A 21,793-nucleotide genomic window follows, 5' to 3' on the forward strand; every position below is an offset into this window, starting at 1 on the left:
CCATTCTGTGGCTACGGTAAATGTCCACAGGACCTAGCGGGCCTTCAGCACCTCGGTGCCGAGGCCGCCGCCGCTGGTCCAGGTGCCGCGCAGGCTGCCGTCCGGCTCCACGCCATAGACCGCAATGCCCGGCCGTCCCTCGACCGAGAAGGACAGCGCCAGCATCCCGCCTTGGATCAGCCCGAGGCCGATGATCTGGGCATTGCCGACGTTCCAGCGGGCGACCCAGGCGGCATTCGGCCCTTCCAGCAACTCGAAGGTGCCCTCATAGGCGCTGCCGTCCGGATTCTGTCCTTCGACGGTATAGGAGCCGGTTCGGAGCTGCGCCTTGGCGCCGGGGGCCAGGGCCGAGGACAGCGCCAGGGAGGCCAGGGCCAGGGCGACGGTGAGATAGGCGCGGCGGAACAGGGACAAGGGATTCTCCAGGCGGCGATCGGGCCGGAGAGTGGGCGCGCGAGGCGGCCGGAGCAAGCGGGGCGCTTGCCGGCAGGGCCCCGCCGGCCCATTTTCACCGGCAACGAAGGAGCGCCGTCCCGTGATCAGCCTGCCCGAACCCAAGCCCGCCGTCATGGCGCGCCGCGCCGAGATCGTCGCCGGCCTGCAGGCCCTGGTCCCAGGCGATGGGGTGATCAGCGAGGCGGTCCGCCTCAAGCCCTACGAGACCGACGGGCTCTCGGCCTATCGCCAGCCGCCGCTGGCGGTGGTGCTGCCGACCACCACCGAGCAGGTGGCCGCGGTGCTGGCCTACTGCCACGCCAATGGCGTGCGGGTGGTGCCGCGCGGCGCCGGGACCAGCCTCTCGGGCGGGGCGCTGCCGCTGGCCGATGCCGTGGTGCTCGGGCTGATGCGGATGAACCACATCCTCGAGGTCGACTACGCCAACCGCCTGGCGGTGGTGGAGGCCGGCGTCACCAACCTCGGCATCACCAACCACGTCGCGGCCGACGGGTTCTTCTACGCGCCCGACCCGTCCAGCCAGCTCGCCTGCATGATCGGCGGCAACGTCAACATGAACTCGGGCGGGGCCCACTGCCTGAAGTACGGCGTCACCGCCAACAACCTGCTCGGCCTGAAGCTGGTGACCATCGAGGGCGAGATCTTCGAGGTCGGCGGCCGGTACCTCGATGCCGCGGGCTACGACTGGCTCGGCCTGCTGACGGGGTCCGAGGGCCAGCTCGCCGTCATCACCGAGGTCACCGTCCGCATCCTCCACAGCCCCGAGGGCCAGCGGGCGATGCTGGCCGCCTTCACCTCGAACGAGATCGCCGGCGAGGCGGTGGACGCCATCATCGCCTCCGGCATCATCCCCGTCGCATTGGAATTCATGGACCGGCCGGCGATCCATGCCTGCGAGGCCTTCGCCCACGCCGGCTACCCGCTGGACGCCGAGGCCATGCTGATCATCGAGGTCGAGGGCTCGACCGCGGAGCAGGACATGCTGCTCGGCCGGCTGAAGGAGATCTGCGAGCGCTTCGCCCCGATCAGCCTGAAGGTGGCCGAGACCGCCGAGCAGTCGCTGGCCATCTGGAAGGGGCGCAAGGGCGCCTTCGGCGCGGTGGGGCGCATCTCCCCGGACTACCTCTGCATGGACGGCACCATCCCGACCGGGCAGCTGCCCTTCGTGCTCAAGCGGATCGGCGAGATGTCGGCGAGCTACGGCCTGCAGGTGGCGAACATCTTCCATGCCGGCGACGGCAACCTGCATCCGCTGATCATGTTCGACGCCAACGACCCCAAAAGCTTCCATGACGCCGAGCAATTCGGCGCCGATATCCTGACGCTCTGCGTCGAGGTCGGCGGGTGTCTCACCGGCGAGCACGGCGTCGGCGTCGAGAAGCGCGACCTGATGCCGGTGCAATTCACCCCCTTCGAGCTGGACCAGATGCGCGCGGTGAAGGCGGCCTTCGATCCCGACTGGCTGCTGAACCCGGCCAAGGTCTTCCCGCTCGAGGGCAATGCCGCCTTCCAGACCGCGGCATGAGCGAGACGCTGCTGCCGGCCGACGAGCCGGCCGTCGCCGCCGCCATCGCCGCGGCCGCCGCCGCCGGCGAGCCGCTGGCGATCGAGGGGCGGGGGACCAAGCGGGCCCTGCTGCGGCCGGTGCAGGCGGCCCGCACCCTGTCGCTGCGCAAGCTCTCCGGCATCACGCTCTACCGGCCGCAGGAGCTGATCCTCTCGGCCTGGGCCGGCACGCCGCTGCCCGAGATCGAGGCGGCGCTGGCCGAACGCGGCCAGCAGGTGGTGGCCGAGCCGCCCGATCTCACTGCCCTGTTCGGCGCGACCGAGGCGGCGACCATCGGCGGCCTGGTCGCCACCAACCTCTCCGGCCCGCGGCGCATCACCGCCGGGGCGATGCGCGACCATGTCATGGGCATCCGCGCCATGAACGGCCTGGGCGAGGTCTTCCGCAGCGGCGGCCGGGTGCTGAAGAACGTCACCGGGCTCGACCTCTGCAAGCTGCTGGCGGGCAGTCACGGCACGCTCGGCGTCATCACCGAGGTGACGCTGAAGGTGCTGCCGGCGGCGCCGGCGACCGGCACCGTGGCGGTGCGGGTCGCCGACCTCACGGCGGCGGTGCGGGTGCTCTCGGCCGGGCTGGGCAGTCCCTATGGGGTGAGCGGCGCGGCGGTACTGCCGGGCGAGCACCCGCTGGCGGTCCTGCGGCTGGAGGAATTCCCGGAGTCGATCGCCTATCGGGCCGGGCGTCTGCGGGATGCGCTGGCTGGCATGGGTGAGGTCTCGGTCATCGAGGATGCCGAGAGCCGGGCGCTGTGGCGCCGGGTGCGCGATGCCGAGCCGCTGGAAGCCGCGCCGGAGGAGGCGATCTGGCGCGTCTCGGTGCAGCCGACGGCGGGGCCGGGGGTGGTCGCCGCCCTCGGCTTCGGCAAGTCCCTGCTGGACTGGGGCGGCGGGCTGGTCTGGCTGGCCGGGCCGGCCACCGCCGAGACGCATGCTGCGGTGATGGCCGCGGCGGCGGCGGCCGGCGGCAGCTTCACCCTGTTCCGCGGGCCGGAGGCGCTGCGGGCCGCCGTCGCGGTCTTGCCGGAGGAACCGGCGGCGTTGGCGGCGATCGGCCGCCGGGTCAAGGCGGTGATGGACCCGCGGGGCGTGCTGAACCCGGGCCGGATGCGGGCGGCCGGCTAGACCGGAAGCCCGGGACGGGGTCCCCGGGGGCCTCCGCCCGGCCGCTCAGCGGCCGGCGATCCGTGAAGGCCCGGCGGCATCGACCACGGAATGCGCCAGGGCCTGGGCGATGCAGGTATAGCCGCGGTCGTTGTGGTGCAACCCATCCGGCCCGATCATGGCGTCATTCGGAATGCCGGCGGCCTCCCAGGCCTGCATGAGGGCGGCGCGCGAGAAGAGCGGCACCCGCAGCCCGGTCGAGAGGCTGCGAAGGGCAGCATCGAAGCTGGCGAAATTCGGGGCCAGCAGGATCCGCGGTGCCCGCTGGCTGTCCATCAGCACCACATCGACCCCGCGGGCCCGCAGCCGCTCGATGCCATCCGTCATGGCCGCGATGAAGCTGTCCGGCGCCATGCCCCGCAGCACCGCATTGGCCCCGGCCTGCCAGATGACCAGGGTCGGTCGGGCGGCGATGACGTCGGTCTCCAGCCGGTCCATCATCTCGTCGACTTCCTGGCCGCCCCGGCCACGGTTGAGCACCCGCAGCCGGGCATCCGGCAGGGCGGCCTGCAGCCGGGCCTCGAGCACGGCCGGATAGGCCCGGTCCTGGCCGCTCGCGCCTGATCCCTCGGTGGAGGAGGAGCCGAAGGCGACGATCGTCACCTTGCGGCCCTGCGCCAGGGCGGCCCGGGTCCCCGGCAGGGAGAGGATCTGCGCCGGCCCCATGGGGCAGGGTGCCTCCGCCTGGGCCAGGGGGACGGCCGCCGACAGGGCGAGGAGGAGGAGGGGGATGAAGGCGAGGGGGCGCATCCCCTCGAAGCTGCCGCAAGCGGCAGCGTCGCGCCAGTCTCAATGGCGAGAAAAGGTCTCACTTGCGTCGCCACCGACCACCCCCCAAAGCTGCTGGTGGAGGTGGCAATGCGGCAGTTTATCCGGGGCTTGCAGCCTGCGAGTGGGGTCGGGGCCGGACGGGACCTGCGTGCGGATGCCTTCCGCGGCATTGCGCTGTGGTTCATCCTGATCGATCACATGCCGGGTAACCGGCTGGGCGGCCTCACCCTGCGCAACATCGCACTCTGCGATGCGACCGAGGGTTTCGTGCTGCTGGCCGGCTATGCCGCCGGCATCGCCTACGGGGCGACGCTCGACCGGCGGAGCTGGAGCTTCGCCGCCGCGTCGCTGCTGCGCCGGGTCGGGACGCTCTACGTCGCGCACATATTCCTCTTCGTCGTCTTCACCGCCCAGGTCGGCTATTCCGCCGCAGCGCTCGAGAGCTCGGCCTACCTGGACGAGCTGCACCTCGACGTCTTCGGCGAGCAGCCCTACCTGGCGTTGCTGCAGGCGCTGCTGCTGCGGTTCCAGCCGGCCTTCCTCGACATCCTGCCGATGTACATCGTGCTGCTGCTGCTGCTGGTCCCGGCCCTCCCGCTGCTGCGCCGGCCGGCGCTGCTGATGGCCCTCAGCGGCATCGCCTATGTGGCGGTACGGCTCTTCGACCTCAACCTGCCGAACTGGACGGGCGGCGGCTGGTTCTTCAACCCGCTGGCGTGGCAGGTGCTGTTCTTCACCGGCGCGGCCCTGGGCTATGCGCCGCCGCGTCCGGGAGCCGGCCGGTCGGTGGTGCCGGTGGTGCCCTTCCACCCCGGCCTGGTCGCGGCTTCGGTCGTGACCCTGGCGCTCAGCGCCGCGGTGCTGCTGGTCGGGGACTATCGCGAGCACTGGCTGGCGGAGCTGCCGCTGCCCCTGGCGGAGCTGCTCACCACCATCGACAAGACCGGCCTCCATCCCTTCCGCCTGCTGTCGATCCTCGCCCTGGCCTACCTGCTCGGGCATGCGGTGCCGCGCCACGCGCCCTGGCTCCGCGGCCGGCTGGCGGCGCCCTTCGTGCTCATGGGCCAGCATGGCCTGCCGGTTTTCTGCGCCGGCATCTTCCTGGCCTTCCTCGGCCGGCTGGCGCTGGAGATGGACGACCGCTGGCTGATGCAGGCCGCGGTGAACATGGCCGGCCTGGCGGCCCTGGTGTCGATCGGCGTCGTCGCCGGCTGGTACCGGCTACGGGAGAAGGGGGAGGCCCGGTACCCGGCCGCGGCTGCCGCTGACCGCTTGCAGCCCGCCGCCGCGTCTTCTACGACAGCGACATGATTTCCGGTGCCGGCCGCATCCTGCTGCTGTTCGGCCTGCTGCTGGCCCCGCCGGCGGCCCGGGCCGCCGTGCCGGCCTGTGACCTGCCGCTCGAGCTGCTGCAGGCGAGCGCCGCCCTGCCGGCCACGGCGCGGGCCGCCAGCGCCGGCCGGCTGCGGATCCTGGTGGTCGGCGGGGCCTCGGTCTTCGGTCCCGGCACCAGCGCGCCGGCGGCGGCCTGGCCTGCCCGGCTCGAGGCGCTGATCCGGGCCCGCAACCCCCAGCTTCAGCTGGAGGTGGTGACGCGCGGCGCACGCGGCCTCACCACCGCCGAGACCGCCGATATCATTGCCTCCGAGCTGCGCACCGACCCACCCAACCTGGTGCTGTGGCAGGCCGGCACGGCGGAAGCGGTGCGCGGCCTCGCCCTGGACGAGATGGTGGAGGCCTTGAACAGCGGCCTGACCAAAATGATCTCCGCCGGCGTCGATGCCGTGATCATGGACCAGCAATTCTCCCGCTTCCTGCGCGCCAACGCCAATGTGGACGCCTACCGGGACGCGCTGCGGCTGGCCGCGGCCGCGCACGGGGTGCCGGTGCTGCGGCGCTGGGACCTGATGTGGCACTGGGCGGACAACAACCAGGTCGACCTCGAGCGGGCGGCCCGCAGCGAACGGGCCGCGGCGACCGACCTGCTGAACGAATGCCTGGCGCGGGCCATGCAGGTCCTGCTGCGGGACGGGGTGGACGAGGCACGGGGCAGGCCGGGACCGCGGCCCTAGCGGGGGCCCGGCAGGGCACCGTCGGCCCGGCCGGACGTTTCCGCCCGGCGCGACCCGGCCTATAACCGAGGACGCGCTCCGCATCGCCGCGATCGCCCCCCGAGGACCCATGCAAACCAATTTCTCGCCGGACCAGCTGCAGGACCCCGATACGCGGGAGAGCAATGGCATCCTGCGCACCTGCGTCCATTGCGGCTTCTGCACCGCTACCTGCCCGACCTTCGTGCTGCTGGGCGACGAGCTGGATAGCCCGCGCGGCCGCATCTACCTGATCAAGGAGATGCTGGAAGGCGGCAAGCCGGCGACCGAGGAGGTGGTCCGCCATGTCGACCGCTGCCTCTCGTGCCTGTCGTGCATGACCACCTGCCCCTCGGGCGTGAATTACATGCACCTGGTCGACCACGCCCGGCATTACATCGAGGACACCTATGTCCGGCCCTGGCCGGAGCGTGCCCTGCGGGGCCTGCTCTCCCGCGTGCTGCCCTATCCGGCCCGGTTCCGCGCCGCGCTGATGGGCGCCCGGCTCGGCCGGCCCCTGGCGCGGCTGGTGCCCGGCGCCTCGCTGACCGCCGAGCGCCTGCGCGCCATGTTCCGGCTCGCCCCCGGCGCCCTGCCGCCGGCCAGCCCGATGCAGGCGCCGCAGATCCACAAGGCCGAGGGTATCCGCCGCGGCCGGGTCGCCCTGCTGACCGGCTGCGCCCAGACCGTGCTGGCGCCCTCGATCAACGAGGCGACCATCCGGCTGCTGACCCGCATGGGGATCGAGGTGGTGATCACCCGCGAACAGGGCTGCTGCGGCGCGCTGAACCACCACATGGGCGACCGCGAGCCGGCCATGGCCCTGGCCCGGGCCAATATCGCCGCCTGGAGCCGCGAGGCCGAGGGCGAGGGGCTGGATGCCATCGTCGTCAATACCTCGGGCTGCGGCACCACGGTGAAGGACTACGGCTTCATGTTCCGCGAGGAGCCGGCGCCCTGGAAGGCGCGGGCCGAAGCGGTGGCCGGGCTGGCGAAGGATGTCTCCGAGGTGCTGCTGCAGTTCGGCTATGCCCCCAGCCGGGAGGCACCGGAGCTGACGGTCGCCTATCACAGCGCCTGCTCGCTGCAGCATGGCCAGAAGGTCACCGCGGCGCCGAAGCAGCTGCTGGCCAAGGCCGGCTTCCGGGTGAAGGAGCCGGCCGAGGGGCATCTCTGCTGCGGCAGCGCCGGCACCTACAACATCCTGCAGCCGGTCATCGCGGCACAGCTGCGGGAGCGGAAGCTCGGCAACATCGCCCGCACCGGCGCCGACCTGATCGCCGCCGGCAACATCGGCTGCCTCACCCAGCTCGCCGGGGACACCCTCCCAGTGGCCCATACGGTCGAGCTGCTGGACTGGATGGCCGGCGGCCCGGCACCGCCGGCGGTGGCAGCGGCCAGGCGCGCCGCGTGATACCGGCCCGCTTCACCGCGGTGCTGTTCCCGCTGGTGATGACCTTCTTCATGGCGGGCGTGGTCTCGCTGCTGCTGACGGTGGTCAACCTCGGCATGCCCGCAGGCTTCCTGCTGCTGTGGCTGGCGAATTGGGGGCTGGCCTGGCTCTTCGCCTTCCCGGCGGCGATGCTGGCCATCCCGCTCGCACGCCGCATCGTCGGCTGGATGACCGCGGCACCCGGGGCCTGACGCCAGGGCCGGCGCCGCGGGCCGGAGGTCCCTCAGGCAACGGTATCGGCCATCCGCGCACCGCGGGCGCCCCGCGGCTGTTCCGGCCCGGCGGTGGTGTCGCGGGCGGTCTGGTGCTCCATCTCGGCATCCAGCTCGGCGCCGACCAGCACCACGGTGGCGGAGAGCCAGGTCCAGGTCATGAAGCCGACGACGGCGCCGAGCGAGCCATACGTCTCGTTGTAGTTGCCGAAATTCGAGACGTAGAAGGAGAAGCCGAGGGAGAAGGCGAGGAATCCTGCCGCCGCCGCGGCGCTGCCCCAGCTCACCCAGCGCCATTGCGCGCGGTCGCGGCTCGGCCCGTAGCGGTAGACGACGGCGAGGAAGAGGCCGATCACCAGGACCAGTACCGGCCAGCGCGCCAGCGACAGGACCAGCCCCAGCCCGCCCTCGGTGCCGAGGCCGATGAATTTCAAGGCCAGCGGCAGCACCACCACGCCCGCCATGGCCAGCAGGATGAAGAGGATGCCGCCCAGGGTGAAGGCCAGGGTGACCACGGTGCGCCGCAGGAAGCCGCGCCGTTCCTTCTCGTCGTAGACGACGTTCAGCGCATCGACGAGCGCCTTCATCGCCTGATTGGCGCTCCAGAGCGAGGTGGCGAGGCCGATGATGGCGCCGATGCCGAGGCTGGTGCTGCCCTTGGAGACGATGCGCTTCACCTGCTCGTCGATGATCTGCATCCCGCCGTCGGGGACCACGATGGAGACCGTCGAGAGATGCTCCGAGATGGTCGAGGGATCGGCGAAGAGGCCGTAGATCGAGATCATCGCGCCAATGCCGGGAAACAGCGCCAGCAGGGTGAAGAAGGTGATCCCGGCCGCCTCGGTCATCACCCGGTCGTCGGAGACCTGGCCGGCGGTCCGCTTCAGGATGCTCCACCAGCCCCGGGCCGGGATCTCGCTGGGGCTGGCGGCATCGCGGCCCTGGCCGTCGGCTGCCGGTGCGGGGGCAGGCTCCAGCTCGGATCGGCGGCGGGGGCTGGCCGGGTCGGAGCGGACGCGGGCCGGACGCTGCTCGCTGGGCCGGCTGCCGGCCAGCAGCAGGACCAGGGCGCTGGCGGCGATGGCGGTCGTCAGGATCGGATTGGGCGAGGACTGGTCCGCCATCGGAAAGCTCCGGTCTGGGATATTCTGTGGGGGCAACGCGCCGTTGGCGTTTCGGTGCCCGGGTCAATCCATTTCCGGGCATAATTGCCTGGGTCTGACATCCGGGGCATGAGGGCGATCGCCAAGAGGAAAGCCCCGGGAATGATCGTGTCACGCCGTCTGCTGCTGCTCGCCCCCGCATCCCTGGCCCTGCCGGCCGCCGTGGCCCGGCCCGCGGCGGCGCAGGCCACGGCTGCCCCCTCCGGCTATCCGGACCGCCCGATCAGCCTCGTCGTGCCCTTCCTGGCCGGGGGCTCCACCGATATCGCGGCGCGGATCCTGGCCGAGCGACTGGCACCGAAACTGGGGCCGAATGCCCGGGTCATCGTCGAGAACCGGGCCGGGGCGGGCGGATCGGTCGGCAGCGAGTGGGTCCGGCACCGGCCGGCGGACGGCTATACGCTGCTGCTCGGCAGCGCCTCGGCGCTCGGCACCAACCCGGCGGCGCTGCCGCAGCAGACCCCCTACGACCCGGTCGAGGACTTCTCGCCCATCGCCCCGGTCGGCGGTGGGCCGATGGTGCTGGTGGTGCCGGCGGCGTCGCCCTTCCGCAGCGCGCAGCAGCTGCTCGATGCGGTCAAGGCCAGGCCGGGCCAGTACACCTGGGCGACCTCGGGCGCGGGCGGCATCGGCCACCTGACCGGGGAATACATCAAGCTCATGGCCGGCGGACTGAGCGCCGAACACGTGCCCTATCGCGGCGGCTCCGCGGTGATGGAGGCCCTGGCCAAGGGCGAGGTCGACTATTCCGTCGAGGTGCTGGCCTCGACCGCCTCCCATATGCGGGACGGGCTGTCGCGTGGGCTGGCGGTGACCTCCCTGCAGCGGCACCCGCTGTTCCCCGAGGTCCCGACACTCGACGAGGTGGGGCTGAAGGGCCTTGAGGTGACGACCTGGAACGTGCTGGTGGCGCCGCGCGGCCTGCCCGCCGAATTGGCGCGGACGCTCTCCGCCGCGGTGCGGGCGGTCCTGGCGGACCCGGCGGTGGCGCAGCGGATGACCGTTGCCGGCGTCGACCCCATGCCGGACAGCACGCCGGAGTCGACCCGCGCCTTCCTGGTGGCCGAGCGCGCCAAGTTCGGCAGCATCGTCGAGCGGGCCGGGTTGCGGCTGGGCCGCTGAGGAACTCTGCCCCGACCGGCCGGTTCGGATCGCAGAGGCAGGAGGACCAGCATGGCCAAGGACGCAGCGAAGCCGGCGAAGCCGGAATCGGACAAGGCGAAGCCCGAGGCGCAGCCGGTGGACACCGGGGCGCAGGAGGATGCGGCGAAGGAGCGGGAGAAGACCGGCGGCTACCAGTAGCCCAGGCCCGCAACCCGCAGGGTATGGCGGGCGATCATCCTTTCCTCGTCGGTCGGGATGATCCAGGCCGCAACGGCGGAGTCTTCGGCGCTGATGCGGGGGCCACCGGCGGCGTTGCGCGCGGCATCGGGCACCAGCCCGAGCCAGCGGCACCCCTCGCAGACCGCGGCCCGCAGCGCCGCGTCGTTCTCGCCGATGCCGGCGGTGAAGACCAGCCCGTCGAGACCGCCCAGGGCTGCGGCTAGCGAGCCGATCTCGCGCAGGATCCGATAGGTGAAGAGGGCGATCGCCTCCGCCGCCTCGGGCGCCGCCGAGGCTCGCAGGGTCCGCATGTCCTGCGAGAGGCCGGAGACGCCGAGCAGGCCGGACTGCCGGTAGATCAGCGCCTCCAACTCGCGCGGCCCCAGGCCGTGGCGGTCCATGAGATGGATCAGCACCCCCGGGTCGATGCTGCCGCAGCGGGTACCCATCATCAGCCCCTCGGCGGCGGTGAAGCCCATGGTGGTGGCGATGCTGCGGCCGCCCCGCAGGGCACATAGGCTGGCGCCGTTGCCGAGGTGGGCGATGATGACCCGCCCGGCGGCCAGTGCCGGATCCAGCCGGCCGGCGACGTATTCGTAGGACAGGCCGTGGAAGCCGTAGCGGCGGATGCCCGCCGCGGACAGCGCTGCGGGGCAGCGGCATCTGCCGGGCCAGGGCCGGCTGGGTGCGGTGGAAGGCGGTGTCGTAGCAGGCGACCTGAGGCAGGTCCGGTGCCAGGGCGGCGATGGCATGGATCGGGGCCAGGTTGTGCGGCTGGTGCAGCGGCGCCAGGGGCACCAGTTGCGCCAGCGCCTCCAGCAGCGGCGCATCGACCAATTCGGCAGAGGCATCGCGGTCGCCGCTATGGACCACCCGGTGGCCGACGGCGGCGAGCCGGCGGCCGCCGAGTTGGGCCTGCAGCTCGTCCAGCAGGTGCGCCGTCGCGGCGTGGTGGTCTGCCTGATCGGCGGAGAGGGCCCGGTCCTCGATGACCGCCCCGCCCTCGCCGAGAAGCTTCACCCGCGGCGTGGCGCCGATGCCCTCCACCTGGCCGCGGAGGACCGGCGCGGCCTCCCCCAGCGGCAGCGCATGCACGGCGAATTTGATGCTGGAGGAGCCGGCGTTCAGCACGGCGACGCAGGGCTGCATGGCTCAGGCCACCGCCGCAGCCGGCGTCGCCCGCCGTGCCGCGGCCAGCAGCGCCGCCACGGCACAGGAGGCGAGGCGGGTCATCAGGCTGTCCGCGCGGCTGGCCAGGATGATCGGCACCCGGGCGCCGAGCACGATCCCGGCGGCATCCGCACCGGCCAGGAAGGACAGGCTCTTGGCGAGCATGTTCCCCGCTTCTAGGTCGGGCACGATCAGCACGTTGGCGCGGCCGGCGACATCGGAGCGGATCTGCTTGGCGGCCGCCGCCGCCGGGTCGATGGCATTGTCGAGCGCCAGCGGGCCATCCAGCAGCGCGCCGGTGATCTGGCCGCGATCGGCCATCTTGCAGAGCGCCGCCGCCTCGACCGTGCTGCGCAGCTCCGGGTTCACCGTCTCCATCGCCGAGAGGATGGCGACGCGCACCTCGGGGAAGTGCAGCGCCTGCGCGAGGTCGATGGCGTTCTGCACGATGTCCTGCTTCTCGGCCAGCGTGGGCACCACGTTCACCGCGGCGTCGCTGATGATCAGCGGGTCGGCGTGGCCGGGCACGTCCATGGTGTAGCAGTGGCTGATGCGGCGGGCGGTGCGCAGCCCGGTGTCGCGGGCGATGACGGCGCGCATCAGCTCATCCGTATGCAGGCTGCCCTTCATCAGCGCGGCGGCCTTGCCCGCCCGCACCGCGGCGACGGCCGCCTCGGCGGAGGCTTCGCTATGCGGCGTGTCCTGGATGGGGATGTCGCCTAGGTCCAGCCCCGCGGCGGCGGCGGTGCGGCGTACCCGGGCCTCCGGCCCGAAGATCAGCGGCTGGATCAGCCCGAGGCGGCCTGCCTCGATGGCACTCTCGAGCGAGGTGGCATCGCAGGGGTGCGCGACCGCGGTGGCGGTGGGCGGCAGGGCGCGGCAGGCCTGCAGCAGCCGGTGGTACTTTTCGCCATGCGGAGAGGCCAGGATCATGCCGATGCCTTTGCTGCGGGGCTCGAGCCTTACCATGCCGCGGCCCGCCGGGGCTTGCGCCGGATCACGGAGCTGTCCGGCGGGGCCCGGGCGGCGCGTCTTCACAAATACTTCATGCCGTGCCGCGCTTTGCGGCGGATCAAGGGATTTGCGCCGGCCGGCGCGCCAGCTGTGGGGCTGCCAGGGAGGATCCCGACCATGCACCAGCGCACCATCGGCGAAATCGCCCGCGATCGCCGTCCCCTGACGAAGGCGCCCGAGGCGACCGTGGCCGAGGCCTGCGCCGCCATGCACCAGCGCCGGGTCGGCGCCGTGCTGGTGGTGAATCCCGCGGGGGAGCTGCTCGGCATCTTCACCGGACGCGACGCGGTGCGCTGCCTGGCCGAAGGCTGCGACGCGACGCACACGCCCCTGCGTCAGGTCATGACCCACCGGCCGGTGACCCTGGCGCCCCACCACCATGCCATCGATGCGTTGCGGCTGTTCACCGATGGCGGCTTCCGCCACCTGCCGGTCTGCGAGGATGGCAAGGTCTCGGGCATCGTCTCCCGCTACGACTTCCGGGCGCAGGAGCATGCCCGGCTCGACGAGGAGACCGGATACTTCGAGATCCTGCGCTGAGGCATCAGCGCCGGAGGGCCATCAGGTAGGCGATGACATCCTCCCGCTGCTGCTCGGTCAGGTTGTAGTCCGGCATCTGCCGGTGCGGTGCCTGCAGGAAGGCCCGCAGCCCGGCCCGGGTGGTGGAGCCGCGCCGCGCGAGGGTGGCGAAGGGAGGAGCCGCATCCTGCGCCGCGGGCTGGCCCGCGTGGCGCTCCGCCAGGCCGACCAGATGGCAGTTGCTGCACCATGTGGCGGCGATCCGGCCGCCGGCGACGGGGTCGCCCACCGGTTGGGCCGCGGCCGGCGGCGCCATGGCGAGCAGGCCGCTGATCCCCAGCACCCGAAGCCAATGCCCTTGCTGCCTCGCCATCGCCTGCTCCCTGTCCCCGGGAGGGAGCCTAAGGCAGCAATGCACCGCCGGTCCTTGATCCGGCGCAGTCGCGGCATGGCGTGCGGCGGCTTGATGTGGATCAAGGTGCGAAGCACCAGCCGGGCGGAGGATGGCGCCAGGAACGGCCCCAGGGCCGGCGATGCCCCCGGATGGGGGCCGGAGGCCATCATGCGGTTCAAGGACATCCTGGTCCAGCTCGACTCCAGCGCGCAGTCGGCGAGCCGGCTGCGGCTGGCCGCCGACCTCGCGCGCAGGCACGAGGCCCATCTCACCGGGCTGCTGGTCGTCGACGTGATGACGCCGATGCTCATGGCGGGCGACGGCGGCGGCGGGGCGGTGCTCGGCGACCTGCTGGAGGAGATGCGCCAGGACGCGCTGGCGGCGGCGGCCAAGGTCGAGGCCGGCTTCCGCGAGACCCTGCGGCGCGAGGGATTGGCCGGCGAGTGGCGGCTGGTCGAAGGCTTCGCACCCAGCCAGGTCGCCATGCAGGCGCGCTACGCCGACCTGCTGATCCTCGGCCAGCCGGACCCGGAGGGCGCCCTGACCAATGCCGCGGCGGTGCTGGAACAGGCGCTGTTCGCCTCCGGCCGTCCGGTGCTGGTGGTGCCCTTCGCCGGGGATTTCGTCAGCATCGGCCAGAACATCCTGGTTGGCTGGAATGCCGGGCGGGAAGCGGCGCGGGCCCTGGCCGACGCGCTGCCGCTGCTGGCGGCGGCGAGGTCGGTCACGGTCTTCAGCATCAACCCGGCCGGTGGCGAGGATGGCCATGGCGAGGAACCGGGTGCCGATATTGCCCTGCACCTGGCCCGGCACGGCGTGCGGGTGTCGGTGGAGCGGACCGAGGCGCGCGGCATCGAGCCGGGCGACATCCTGCTCAATCAGGCGGCGGATACCATGGCAGACCTGCTGGTGGTCGGCGCCTATGGCCATTCCCGGCTGCGCGAGATGGTCCTCGGCGGGGTGACCCGCACCTTGGTACGGCAGATGACCTTGCCGGTTCTCATGGCCCACTGAGCCCGAAGGGCGGCCGGCGCCGGCGGCCTGGCGTCAGCGCCCGAGGAAACGGGCCAGCCGCCCCGGCACCGCGGCCATGTCCGCCTCCGGGCCGCAATAGGACAGGCGGAGGAAGCGGCTGCCCCGGGCGGCATCGAAGTCGACGCCCGGAGTCGCGGCGATGCCGGCCTCGGCCAGCAGGCGGCGGCAGAATGCCGGGCTGTCGTTGGTCAGGTGGCCGACATCGGCCCAGAGGTAGAAGGCGCCGTCGGCCGGCGAGAGCCGGTCGAGGCCTGCCGCCGGCAGCCCGGCCAGCAGCACGTCCCGATTGCGGCGGTAGCGGGCGATATTGGCCTCCAGCTCCGGCCGGCAGGCGAAGGCCGCCTCCGCCGCCACCTGGGCGACATGCGGGGCATTGATGAACATGTTCTGCGCCAGGCATTCGACCGGGCGGACCAGGTCCTCGGGCAGCACCAGCCAGCCGATCCGCCAGCCGGTCATCGAGAAATACTTGGAGAAGCTGTTCACGACCACGGCGCTCGTGGAATGCGCGGCGGCGGTCCGTTCCTCGACCGTGCCATAGGTCAGGCCGTGGTAGATCTCGTCCGAGATCAGCCGCACCCCATGGGTCTCGCACCAGCGGGCGATGGCGATGAACTCCGCGGCCGGCAGCATGGTCCCGGCCGGGTTGCAGGGGCTCGCCAGGATCAGCCCCGCCGGGCGCGGGTCGAGCGCCTCCAGCATCGGGCTGGTCGGCTGCCAGCGGGTCGAGGCGTCGCAGGGCAGGATCTGCGGCACCATGCCGAGGGCGGTCAGGATATTGACGTAGGGCGGGTAGTAGGGGGCCGCCATGGCCACCCGGTCCCCGGCGTCGAAGGCGGCGAGGAAGGCCAGGGGAAAGGCGCCCGAAGCCCCGACGGTGACCGCGATCCGTTCGGCCGGCACCGCCGCGCCATGGCGTTCGGCGTAGTGGCGGGCGATCCGCTCGCGCAGCGACCGCAGCCCGAAGGCCTCGGTATAGCCCATGGGTGCCCCGGCCTCGAGCGCCGCGACCACGGCCTCGGCGGCGCCGCGCGGTGCCCCGGTGCCGGGCTGGCCGACCTCGAGCCGCAGGATGCCGAGCCCGTCCGGGAAGGCCCCCGGCGGCAGCGCCGCGGCCCGGGCATTGGCCGCAGCGATCACGTCCATCACCAGGAAGGGCGGCGCCGCGGCGCCTTTGCCGACCTTCAAAGCCATGGCTACTGGTCGATCGCGCCGAGCGCCACGCCGGCGCCGCGCGGGTCGGTGACGATCGAGCAGCGGTCGGGATAGCCCGGCAGGTAGTTGGCGCAGGCGCCGAGCTGGGTGCGCGCCGTGCCGATCGCCCCGGCTTCCAACGCCGAGATCGGCGCCACGGAGCGGAGCAGCTGGAAGGCCGCCGGGCCGGCGACGCCGATCGGCGCTTGGTCCTGGCCCGAGGCGGCGACGCCGAGCCGGAAGCCGCGGACATTGGGGTTGTAGGCGATGGCGGCCGCGAGCAGCGGTGGTCGCACCTGGCCGATGTTCGCCGCCGGCGCCAGCAGGAAGCCGAGGCCGGGGGCGATGCGCCCGGTGCCGAAGAGGTTGTTCACGGTGAAGGCGCATGTCACCGCGCCGCCCTGCCGGTCGAAGACCACCAGCCCCGCCGAGGCGCCGACCGGGCCTGGCGTCGCCGCCGGAAGATTGTTCGCGGCGACCAGGGTCTTGGGGTCGCCGCCCTGCTGCCGCCAGGCGCTGACGGCGGCAAGGCCGCGCCGGGAGGCTTCCTCGGGCGTGGCGCCGGACTGCATGGCGGTGAAGGCGGCGGCGGCGGCCAGGCCGCCATCGGCCGGCGGCGGCAGGAAGGCGATGCGGTCACCGTTGCGCGAGGGCAGCTCGAAGGGCGGCACCAGGGTCGGCAGCCCCGCCCGCAGCTCCTCGGTGGTCAGGTTGCCGCCGACGGCGCGGGAGCTCTCCTCCAGCCGCTTGGCAAGGCCGCCCTGGTGCAGGTCGCCGACGCCGGCGAGCCGCAACTGGCCCAGGGTGGCCGCCAGTTCCGGCTGCTGCAGCGGGTCGCCGGCCCGCTTCGGCGCGCCATCGGCCCGGGCGAAGATGGCCCGTGCGCCGGGGTCGGCAAAGAGCGGTCCGGCGACGGCGGCGAGGTCGGACGCGAGGCCGCGGCTGACCTCGGTGCCAAAGCGGGCGAGCTGCTCGGCCGGGGCGATCAGCTCCTCGAAGGGCCGGCCGGGGTTGCGGGTATGCAGGCCGAACATGCCGCGGGCGAGCAGCGGCACCGCTGCGGGGCGGTCGGCGCCGGCCGGGGTGCTGGCGCGGGGGCCGGGCAGGAAGAGCACGGATTCGGTGGCGGCCTTGGCCGGGTCGAAGACCAGGCAGGCGCCGCCGCCGCCGAGCCCGACCCGCGACGGCAGGGTCACCGAGAGCACGAAGCCGGCCGCCACCGCCGCATCCACGGCGGTGCCGCCGGCCGAGAGCACGTTGCGGGCAGCGAGCGCCGCGGCCGGATCCTCGGTGGCCACGCCGCCGAGGAAGCCGCGGACATTGCCGGGCGCGCCGATCGGCGGGCCGCTGCCGACGACCGAGGAGACGGTGCGGTTCAGCGTATCGCAGCCTGGCAGGGCCAGCACCGCCGCCAGCGCCATGACCCCGGCGCGCCCGGCCTTCCGCGACGCGGCGGGCCGCGCTCGATTCGTCTCCAGGCGGAAACCGCTGGCCTTGATCTCGGCGCTGCTGGTCATGCTGCTGTCCCTGATCCCCTTCATTGCGCCAGCCCTGGCCGCGCCGGGCACGGCGCGGGCCGGGGCGGCGCAGGCCCCGGGCGCGGTCGTGGCGACGGGCGATGCGGTGAGGGAGAACCCCCTCCGCGGCATCGTCCACCCCCGTTCCGTGCCGCCGGCATGGAGGCCGGCCTGGCGCGCATCACGCTGGTCCAGGCCCGGGCCATAGACGCCTTCGTCACGACCGGCAACCGCATGTTCCGCCGCCCCGGCCCGGGCCGGGCGCCGGATGACCTCCGCGCCTGGCCCGGGCCCCGCCCCGTCGGTGCCATTCGGCGCCTTCCGGCGGCGGTCATGCTAGGCTGCAGGAGATACGCCTGGCGCCCGGGCCTTTTGGGAACCGCGCGGGATCTGCGCACCGCCGCGCGACACGATGTGGAGGAGAGAGCCAAGGTGAGGACGGTTTTCGCAGGGGCGTTGGCTGGGACATTGGCCGGGTTGCTGGCCTTCGTGGCGCCGGCCGCGGCGCAGGGCTTCTCGCCCGAGCAGCGGCAGGAGGTGGTGGGCATCCTGCGGGAGGCGCTGCGACAGGATCCCGGCATCCTGCGGGAGGCCCTGGCGGCGCTGGAGGCGGCCGAGGTGCGCGACCGCGAGGGCGCCCAGCGGGTCGCCATCGCCGCCCATGGCGAGGCGCTGTACCGCAACGCCGCCGATCCGGTGAAGGGCAACCCGCAGGGCGCCGTCACCATCGTGGAATTCTTCGATGCCCGTTGCGGCTATTGCAAGCAGCTGCAGCCGGTGATGGATCAGATGCTGCGGCGCCAGCGCGACGTGCGGGTGGTGATGAAGGACCTGCCGATCCTCGGCCCCAACAGCGTGCTGGCCAGCCGGGCGCTGCTGGCGGCGCAGCGGCAGGGCAAATACGTCGAGCTCTATGACGTGCTGATGAAGCTGCGGGACGATCCGGCCGAGCCGGTGCTGAAGCGCGAGGCGGAGCGGGTCGGGCTCGACTGGTCGCGGCTGCGGCGGGACATGGATGATCCCGGGCTGCAGGCGCGGATCCAGGGCAACCTCCAGCTCGCCCAGCAGCTTCGGATCGAGGGCACGCCGGCGCTGCTGATCGGCGACACGCTGGTTCCGGGCGCCATCGACCTCGCCACCCTGGAGCGGCTGGTGGCCGAGGCGCGTGTCAGGCCCGGCGGCGGCTGACGCCGATGCCGCATTTCATCTGCCAGGCCTGCACCACGCAATTCGCCGGGAGCGAGGCCCCGCCCGCCCGCTGCCCGATCTGCGAGGACGAGCGGCAATACGTCCCGGCCCGCGGCCAGGCCTGGACCACGCTGGAGCGGCTCCGCGGCAGCCACACCAACGGCTGGCGGCAGCTGGAGCCGGACCTGCTGGCGGTGCAGAGCTACCCCGCGCTCGGGATCAACCAGCGGGCGCTGCTGGTCCGGACGCCGGCCGGCAACCTGCTGTGGGACTGCATCGCCCTGCTGGACGCGGCGACCGAGGCGGTGGTGCGGGGATTGGGCGGCCTGGCCGGGATCGCCCTGAGCCATCCGCACTACTACTCAACCATGGTGGAATGGGGCCGGGCCTTCGGCGTGCCGGTCTGGCTGCATGCGGCGGATCGCCGGCATGTCGCCCGGCCCGACCCCTGCCTGCGCCACTGGGAGGGCGAGTCCCAGACGCTGCTGCCGGGGCTTGCGCTGCACCGGCTCGGCGGGCATTTCGCCGGCGGGGCGGTGGCCCATTGGGCGGCAGGAGCCGGGGGGCAGGGGGCGCTGCTGACCGGCGACATCCTGCAGGTGCTGCCGGACCGCAGGCACCTCGGCTTCATGCGCAGCTACCCCTGCCTGATCCCGCTGCCGCCCGCCGAGGTGCGGCGGATGGCGGCCCATTGCGACCGGCTTGCCTTCGAGGCGATCTACGGTGCCTTCCACGAGCGCGAGATCGTGGCGGGCGGCAAGGCCGCGCTCGCCAAGTCGGCAGCGCGTTACTGCGCCTGGATCGAGGGAATGGTGGAGCCGTAAGCTCCTGCGACCTGCCATCCAGCCCGGTTTGGCCGAGTCCAAGGCCTGCCGGCCCGTGTCGGGAGGCGAACCGGCCTAGCATGCACCGAGGGCAGCAACGCAACAGCCCGCCTCATTGCTCACATTGCGGTGAAGTGCTTCCCGGCTGGTAGCTTGCCATCGGTGTTACTGCCGCCGATCGCCGAAAACAGGCGTGGAGCCGCGACATGGAGCCGCCGACCTCACCCAGGATTGGAAGGCTCCAGCCAGGTCGACCCGGCCGGTGGCGTGGTGCCCCTCCGCCAGGCCCAGGGCAGCAGGGGCCGGTTACGGCCATGCACCGGCATAGGCCGCTGATCCCTCCGGGCTGCTGGCCGGAGGGGATGCGGCCCTATGGCCTTGTCGCCACGCCAATGCCCAGGCACCGCCAGGCGGAATCCGTCGCCCCCGTCTCCGACGCGGCGCGGGCGCTGCGACGCGCGATCCCGGCGAGCTTTCCCGATGCGGACCGTGGCCCCCCGATTGCCCCCCGCGCCACCCCGTATAGACTGCGCAACGGGAGACTTGGGATGACGGAGATCGGCGAGGCCTTGGGGCTGCTCGACCGGCTGGTGGCTTTCGACACCACCAGCAGCAAGAGCAACCTCGATCTGATGCAGGACGTGCAGTCCTGGCTGACGACGCATGGGGTGGAGAGTCGCATCACCCTCGATGCGGCGGGGACCAAGGCCAACCTGCACGCCATGGCCGGCCCCCGCGTCGCCGGCGGCGCGGCGCTGTCGGCGCATGTCGACTGCGTGCCGGTGGAGGGGCAGGCCTGGCTGGCCGATCCGTTCCGCCTGCGCCGGCAGGATGGCCGGCTGATCGGCCGCGGCACCTCGGACATGAAGGGCTTCGCCGCCTGCGCCATTGCCATGATGCCCGAGTTCGCCGCGCTGGACCTGCAGCGCCCGGTGCATCTCTGGCTGACCCATGACGAGGAGACCAATGCCGCCGGCGCCCATCGGCTGGTGACCGAGCTGGATCAGGCACCGCCGGCCGGCTTCTGCGTGGTGGGGGAGCCGACCGGCATGGCGCCTATCATCGCCCACAAGGGCTACGCCAGCTGGGACGTGTCGGTCACCGGCCTGTCCGGCCATTCCTCCCGCACCACCGAGACCGCCAATGCGCTGCAGGCGGCGGCCGAGGGGGTGGCGCTGCTGGCGCGCCGGGCGCGGGCTTTCGCCGCGGAAGGGCGCCGTGCCGCCGGGTTCGAGCCGCCCTTCACCACGGTGCATGTCGGCACCTTCCAGGCCGGCAGCATCCTCAACATCGTGCCCGACCGGGCCGACTTCACCTTCGAGGTCCGCAGCGTGCCCGGGGACGAGGCCGCCGCCGTGCTGGCCGAGCTCGAGGCCTTCATGCGGACGGTGGCGCTGCCGCCGCTGCGCGCGGTGGCGCCCGACGTCGCGGTCCGCATCACGCCGCGCTCCGTGCTGCCCGCCCTGGACCTGGCCGAGGATGCCCCGCTGACCCTGCTGGTGCAGCGCTTGACCGGGCGGAACAGCGCCGGCCGGGTCAGCTACGGCACCGAGGCAGGGCTTTACCAAAACGCCGGCATCCCCACCATCGTGTGCGGACCGGGGCACATTGCCCAGGCGCATCAACCGGAGGAATGGGTGGCCGAAAGCGAACTCGGATCCTGCCTCGAATTCCTGCGCCGGCTTGCGGATACGCTGACGGCCTGACGATGCCGGAGGACAGTATCCTGCATCCGGCGCTCCGGGCCCTCATCGCCGGCAATGCCCAGGGCCGGCCCGGCCCCCCGGGCCTGCGGCTGGACGTGCGCATCCAGGCGCCGGACCTGCGGCCCTTCCTCGGCGGCAATGTCCTGCCGGGGGTGTGGAGCTTCGCCGCGGCCGAATCCGGGCCACATGTCGCCGTGGTGGCGCTGGTGCATGGCAACGAGATCGGCGGCGCGCTGGTGCTCGACCGCTGGCTGCGGGCGGGGCTGCGGCCGAAGCGCGGCCGGCTTTCCCTGGTCTTCGCCAATATCGACGCCTATGCCCGGTTCGATCCGGAAGACCCGACCGCGAGCCGTTTCCTCGACGAGGACCTGAACCGGCTGTGGGAGCTGGATACGCTGGAGGGCGGCCGGCGCTCCCTCGAGCTGCGCCGGGCCCGTGCCCTGCGGCCGCTGTTCGACAGCGTCGACATCCTGCTCGACCTGCATTCCATGCTCTGGCCCTCCGAGCCGTTGCTGCTGGCCGGGCAGGCGCCGCGGGCGGCGTCGCTCGCGCTGCGGCTCGGCGTGCCGCCGCTGGTGGTGGCCGATGACGGTCACCTGAGCGGCCGGCGGCTGATCGACTACGCGCCCTTCGTCGCACGGGACGGCGCCGCCACCGCCGTGCTGGTGGAGGCAGGCTCGCATTGGGAACCGGCGACGGTCGGCACCATGGAGGCGACCGGTGCCGCCCTGCTGCGCACCACGGGGGTCGTGGACCCGGCCGATGCGGCGCTCTGGCCCATGGCCGCGCCCGGGGCGCCGCGCCTGGCCGCGGTGACCCGGACCGTCACGGCGCGCACCTCCGGCTTCGCCTTCGTCCGTCCGTTCCGCGGCGGCGATGTGCTGCCGCAGCGCAACACCCTCATCGCGCTGGACGGCGAAACCGAGGTGCGGTCGCCGCACGACAACTGCCTGATGGTCATGCCCAGCCTGCGCACCATGCCCGGCCAGACCGCGGTGCGGCTGGCCCGCTTCATGGACTAGGCGCGCCGCGCCGGC

Annotated in this window: 22 protein-coding genes and 1 pseudogene; 14 read left to right on the top strand and 9 right to left on the bottom strand. The window is 72.8% G+C overall.

Translation table 11 applies throughout. The features are described from left to right. Positions 1 to 33 precede the first annotated feature (33 nt). Positions 34 to 414 carry a hypothetical protein gene (locus QWZ14_RS28160; RefSeq protein ID WP_290320378.1) on the bottom strand — a complete coding sequence of 127 codons (381 nt, stop codon included), beginning with the start codon at positions 412 to 414 and terminating at the stop codon, positions 34 to 36. A gap of 121 nt (positions 415 to 535) precedes the next feature. On the opposite strand from QWZ14_RS28160, the gene QWZ14_RS28165 reads away from it, so the two are divergent. Together QWZ14_RS28165 and QWZ14_RS28170 are read left to right on the top strand one after the other, a co-directional pair. After that, entirely contained in the window at positions 536 to 1,981 is a 1,446-nt protein-coding gene (locus QWZ14_RS28165; RefSeq protein WP_290320379.1) for an FAD-linked oxidase C-terminal domain-containing protein, read from the top strand. Then, a complete protein-coding gene (locus tag QWZ14_RS28170) occupies positions 1,978 to 3,144 on the top strand; it encodes an FAD-binding protein (protein ID WP_290320380.1) in 1,167 nt (388 codons plus the stop codon). The genes QWZ14_RS28165 and QWZ14_RS28170 overlap by 4 nt, the downstream gene beginning before the upstream one ends. A 45-nt stretch (positions 3,145 to 3,189) precedes the next feature. Here QWZ14_RS28170 and QWZ14_RS28175 read toward each other — a convergent pair whose 3' ends face one another. Then, the gene (locus QWZ14_RS28175) at positions 3,190 to 3,933 is read right to left on the bottom strand and encodes an SGNH/GDSL hydrolase family protein (RefSeq protein ID WP_290320381.1); all 744 of its coding nucleotides are present in this window, start codon (positions 3,931 to 3,933) and stop codon (positions 3,190 to 3,192) included. 108 nt (positions 3,934 to 4,041) lie between these two features. Here QWZ14_RS28175 and QWZ14_RS28180 point away from each other — a divergent pair, with 108 nt between their 5' ends. From QWZ14_RS28180 to QWZ14_RS28195, 4 genes are all read left to right on the top strand, one after another. Next, on the top strand, positions 4,042 to 5,265 hold the full coding sequence (locus QWZ14_RS28180; protein WP_290320382.1) for an OpgC family protein: 1,224 nt from the start codon (positions 4,042 to 4,044) through the stop codon (positions 5,263 to 5,265). Next, positions 5,262 to 6,026 carry an SGNH/GDSL hydrolase family protein gene (locus QWZ14_RS28185; RefSeq protein ID WP_290320383.1) on the top strand — a complete coding sequence of 255 codons (765 nt, stop codon included), beginning with the start codon at positions 5,262 to 5,264 and terminating at the stop codon, positions 6,024 to 6,026. Before QWZ14_RS28180 ends, QWZ14_RS28185 begins: the two co-directional genes overlap by 4 nt. A gap of 109 nt (positions 6,027 to 6,135) precedes the next feature. Continuing rightward, entirely contained in the window at positions 6,136 to 7,458 is a 1,323-nt protein-coding gene (glcF, locus tag QWZ14_RS28190; RefSeq protein ID WP_290320384.1) for a glycolate oxidase subunit GlcF, read from the top strand. Then, positions 7,455 to 7,688, top strand: a complete 234-nt coding sequence (locus QWZ14_RS28195; RefSeq protein WP_290320385.1) for a DUF2798 domain-containing protein — start codon at positions 7,455 to 7,457, stop codon at positions 7,686 to 7,688. The genes glcF and QWZ14_RS28195 overlap by 4 nt, the downstream gene beginning before the upstream one ends. Before the next feature lie 32 nt (positions 7,689 to 7,720). Here QWZ14_RS28195 and QWZ14_RS28200 read toward each other — a convergent pair whose 3' ends face one another. Continuing rightward, positions 7,721 to 8,833 (bottom strand): YihY/virulence factor BrkB family protein, encoded by a 1,113-nt coding sequence (locus QWZ14_RS28200; RefSeq protein ID WP_290320386.1) that lies wholly within the window; start codon positions 8,831 to 8,833, stop codon positions 7,721 to 7,723. A 141-nt stretch (positions 8,834 to 8,974) separates the two neighbouring features. On the opposite strand from QWZ14_RS28200, the gene QWZ14_RS28205 reads away from it, so the two are divergent. Both QWZ14_RS28205 and QWZ14_RS28210 read left to right on the top strand, forming a co-directional pair. Continuing rightward, on the top strand, positions 8,975 to 9,994 hold the full coding sequence (locus tag QWZ14_RS28205; protein WP_290320387.1) for a Bug family tripartite tricarboxylate transporter substrate binding protein: 1,020 nt from the start codon (positions 8,975 to 8,977) through the stop codon (positions 9,992 to 9,994). A 51-nt stretch (positions 9,995 to 10,045) separates the two neighbouring features. Continuing rightward, complete coding sequence (locus QWZ14_RS28210; protein ID WP_290320389.1) at positions 10,046 to 10,174, top strand: hypothetical protein; 129 nt, start codon at positions 10,046 to 10,048, stop codon at positions 10,172 to 10,174. Here the strand turns inward: QWZ14_RS28210 and QWZ14_RS28215 are convergent. The 3 genes and pseudogenes from QWZ14_RS28215 to QWZ14_RS28220 all read right to left on the bottom strand — a co-directional run bounded on the left by QWZ14_RS28215 (position 10,165) and on the right by QWZ14_RS28220 (position 12,298). Continuing rightward, on the bottom strand, positions 10,165 to 10,947 hold the full coding sequence (locus QWZ14_RS28215) for an acetate/propionate family kinase (protein ID WP_353959356.1): 783 nt from the start codon (positions 10,945 to 10,947) through the stop codon (positions 10,165 to 10,167). The two genes, QWZ14_RS28210 and QWZ14_RS28215, sit on opposite strands and share 10 nt — an antisense overlap. After that, a pseudogene (locus QWZ14_RS32050) lies at positions 10,901 to 11,344 on the bottom strand (acetate/propionate family kinase); the annotation flags it as partial. The gene QWZ14_RS28215 and the pseudogene QWZ14_RS32050, both read right to left, overlap by 47 nt. Before the next feature lie 3 nt (positions 11,345 to 11,347). Beyond that, complete coding sequence (locus QWZ14_RS28220; protein ID WP_353959357.1) at positions 11,348 to 12,298, bottom strand: phosphate acetyltransferase; 951 nt, start codon at positions 12,296 to 12,298, stop codon at positions 11,348 to 11,350. 198 nt (positions 12,299 to 12,496) lie between these two features. Here QWZ14_RS28220 and QWZ14_RS28225 point away from each other — a divergent pair, with 198 nt between their 5' ends. Further along, positions 12,497 to 12,919, top strand: coding sequence for a CBS domain-containing protein (locus QWZ14_RS28225; protein WP_290320390.1), 423 nt, complete (start codon positions 12,497 to 12,499; stop codon positions 12,917 to 12,919). A gap of 4 nt (positions 12,920 to 12,923) precedes the next feature. On the opposite strand, the gene QWZ14_RS28230 is transcribed toward QWZ14_RS28225, so the two are convergent. After that, positions 12,924 to 13,271, bottom strand: coding sequence for a c-type cytochrome (locus tag QWZ14_RS28230; RefSeq protein ID WP_290320391.1), 348 nt, complete (start codon positions 13,269 to 13,271; stop codon positions 12,924 to 12,926). 189 nt (positions 13,272 to 13,460) lie between these two features. On the opposite strand from QWZ14_RS28230, the gene QWZ14_RS28235 reads away from it, so the two are divergent. Then, a complete protein-coding gene (locus QWZ14_RS28235) occupies positions 13,461 to 14,306 on the top strand; it encodes a universal stress protein (protein WP_290320392.1) in 846 nt (281 codons plus the stop codon). Positions 14,307 to 14,339: 33 nt separating this feature from the next. Here QWZ14_RS28235 and QWZ14_RS28240 read toward each other — a convergent pair whose 3' ends face one another. Both QWZ14_RS28240 and QWZ14_RS28245 read right to left on the bottom strand, forming a co-directional pair. Beyond that, complete coding sequence (locus tag QWZ14_RS28240; RefSeq protein WP_290320393.1) at positions 14,340 to 15,521, bottom strand: pyridoxal phosphate-dependent aminotransferase; 1,182 nt, start codon at positions 15,519 to 15,521, stop codon at positions 14,340 to 14,342. A 2-nt stretch (positions 15,522 to 15,523) separates the two neighbouring features. Continuing rightward, complete coding sequence (locus QWZ14_RS28245) at positions 15,524 to 17,038, bottom strand: gamma-glutamyltransferase (RefSeq protein ID WP_290320394.1); 1,515 nt, start codon at positions 17,036 to 17,038, stop codon at positions 15,524 to 15,526. 432 nt (positions 17,039 to 17,470) lie between these two features. On the opposite strand from QWZ14_RS28245, the gene QWZ14_RS28250 reads away from it, so the two are divergent. From QWZ14_RS28250 to QWZ14_RS28265, 4 genes are all read left to right on the top strand, one after another. Continuing rightward, complete coding sequence (locus QWZ14_RS28250) at positions 17,471 to 18,226, top strand: DsbA family protein (protein ID WP_290320395.1); 756 nt, start codon at positions 17,471 to 17,473, stop codon at positions 18,224 to 18,226. A gap of 5 nt (positions 18,227 to 18,231) precedes the next feature. Continuing rightward, positions 18,232 to 19,050: an MBL fold metallo-hydrolase gene (locus QWZ14_RS28255; protein WP_290320396.1), complete on the top strand. Its 819-nt coding sequence runs from the start codon at positions 18,232 to 18,234 to the stop codon at positions 19,048 to 19,050. 548 nt (positions 19,051 to 19,598) lie between these two features. Next, entirely contained in the window at positions 19,599 to 20,756 is a 1,158-nt protein-coding gene (gene argE, locus QWZ14_RS28260; protein ID WP_290320397.1) for an acetylornithine deacetylase, read from the top strand. Between the two features lie 2 nt (positions 20,757 to 20,758). Further along, positions 20,759 to 21,778, top strand: coding sequence for a M14 family metallopeptidase (locus tag QWZ14_RS28265; protein ID WP_290320399.1), 1,020 nt, complete (start codon positions 20,759 to 20,761; stop codon positions 21,776 to 21,778). The last annotated feature ends 15 nt before the right edge of the window (positions 21,779 to 21,793 follow it).

Origin of the sequence: Paeniroseomonas aquatica (assembly GCF_030409335.1) — a bacterium.
GTDB lineage: Bacteria > Pseudomonadota > Alphaproteobacteria > Acetobacterales > Acetobacteraceae > Belnapia > Belnapia aquatica.

Coding starts and splice junctions, on each gene's coding strand:
- QWZ14_RS28225 (WP_290320390.1), top strand. CDS start 12,497: ATGCACCAGCGCACCATCGGCGAAATCGCCCGCGATCGCCGTCCCCTG.
- QWZ14_RS28185 (WP_290320383.1), top strand. CDS start 5,262: ATGATTTCCGGTGCCGGCCGCATCCTGCTGCTGTTCGGCCTGCTGCTG.
- QWZ14_RS28205 (WP_290320387.1), top strand. CDS start 8,975: ATGATCGTGTCACGCCGTCTGCTGCTGCTCGCCCCCGCATCCCTGGCC.
- QWZ14_RS28230 (WP_290320391.1), bottom strand. CDS start 13,271: ATGGCGAGGCAGCAAGGGCATTGGCTTCGGGTGCTGGGGATCAGCGGC.
- QWZ14_RS28240 (WP_290320393.1), bottom strand. CDS start 15,521: ATGGCTTTGAAGGTCGGCAAAGGCGCCGCGGCGCCGCCCTTCCTGGTG.
- QWZ14_RS28170 (WP_290320380.1), top strand. CDS start 1,978: ATGAGCGAGACGCTGCTGCCGGCCGACGAGCCGGCCGTCGCCGCCGCC.
- QWZ14_RS28210 (WP_290320389.1), top strand. CDS start 10,046: ATGGCCAAGGACGCAGCGAAGCCGGCGAAGCCGGAATCGGACAAGGCG.
- glcF (WP_290320384.1), top strand. CDS start 6,136: ATGCAAACCAATTTCTCGCCGGACCAGCTGCAGGACCCCGATACGCGG.
- QWZ14_RS28245 (WP_290320394.1), bottom strand. CDS start 17,038: ATGACCAGCAGCGCCGAGATCAAGGCCAGCGGTTTCCGCCTGGAGACG.
- QWZ14_RS28235 (WP_290320392.1), top strand. CDS start 13,461: ATGCGGTTCAAGGACATCCTGGTCCAGCTCGACTCCAGCGCGCAGTCG.
- QWZ14_RS28255 (WP_290320396.1), top strand. CDS start 18,232: ATGCCGCATTTCATCTGCCAGGCCTGCACCACGCAATTCGCCGGGAGC.
- QWZ14_RS28215 (WP_353959356.1), bottom strand. CDS start 10,947: ATGCCATCGCCGCCCTGGCACCGGACCTGCCTCAGGTCGCCTGCTACG.
- QWZ14_RS28200 (WP_290320386.1), bottom strand. CDS start 8,833: ATGGCGGACCAGTCCTCGCCCAATCCGATCCTGACGACCGCCATCGCC.
- QWZ14_RS28175 (WP_290320381.1), bottom strand. CDS start 3,933: ATGCGCCCCCTCGCCTTCATCCCCCTCCTCCTCCTCGCCCTGTCGGCG.
- QWZ14_RS28180 (WP_290320382.1), top strand. CDS start 4,042: ATGCGGCAGTTTATCCGGGGCTTGCAGCCTGCGAGTGGGGTCGGGGCC.
- QWZ14_RS28220 (WP_353959357.1), bottom strand. CDS start 12,298: ATGATCCTGGCCTCTCCGCATGGCGAAAAGTACCACCGGCTGCTGCAG.
- QWZ14_RS28265 (WP_290320399.1), top strand. CDS start 20,759: ATGCCGGAGGACAGTATCCTGCATCCGGCGCTCCGGGCCCTCATCGCC.
- argE (WP_290320397.1), top strand. CDS start 19,599: ATGACGGAGATCGGCGAGGCCTTGGGGCTGCTCGACCGGCTGGTGGCT.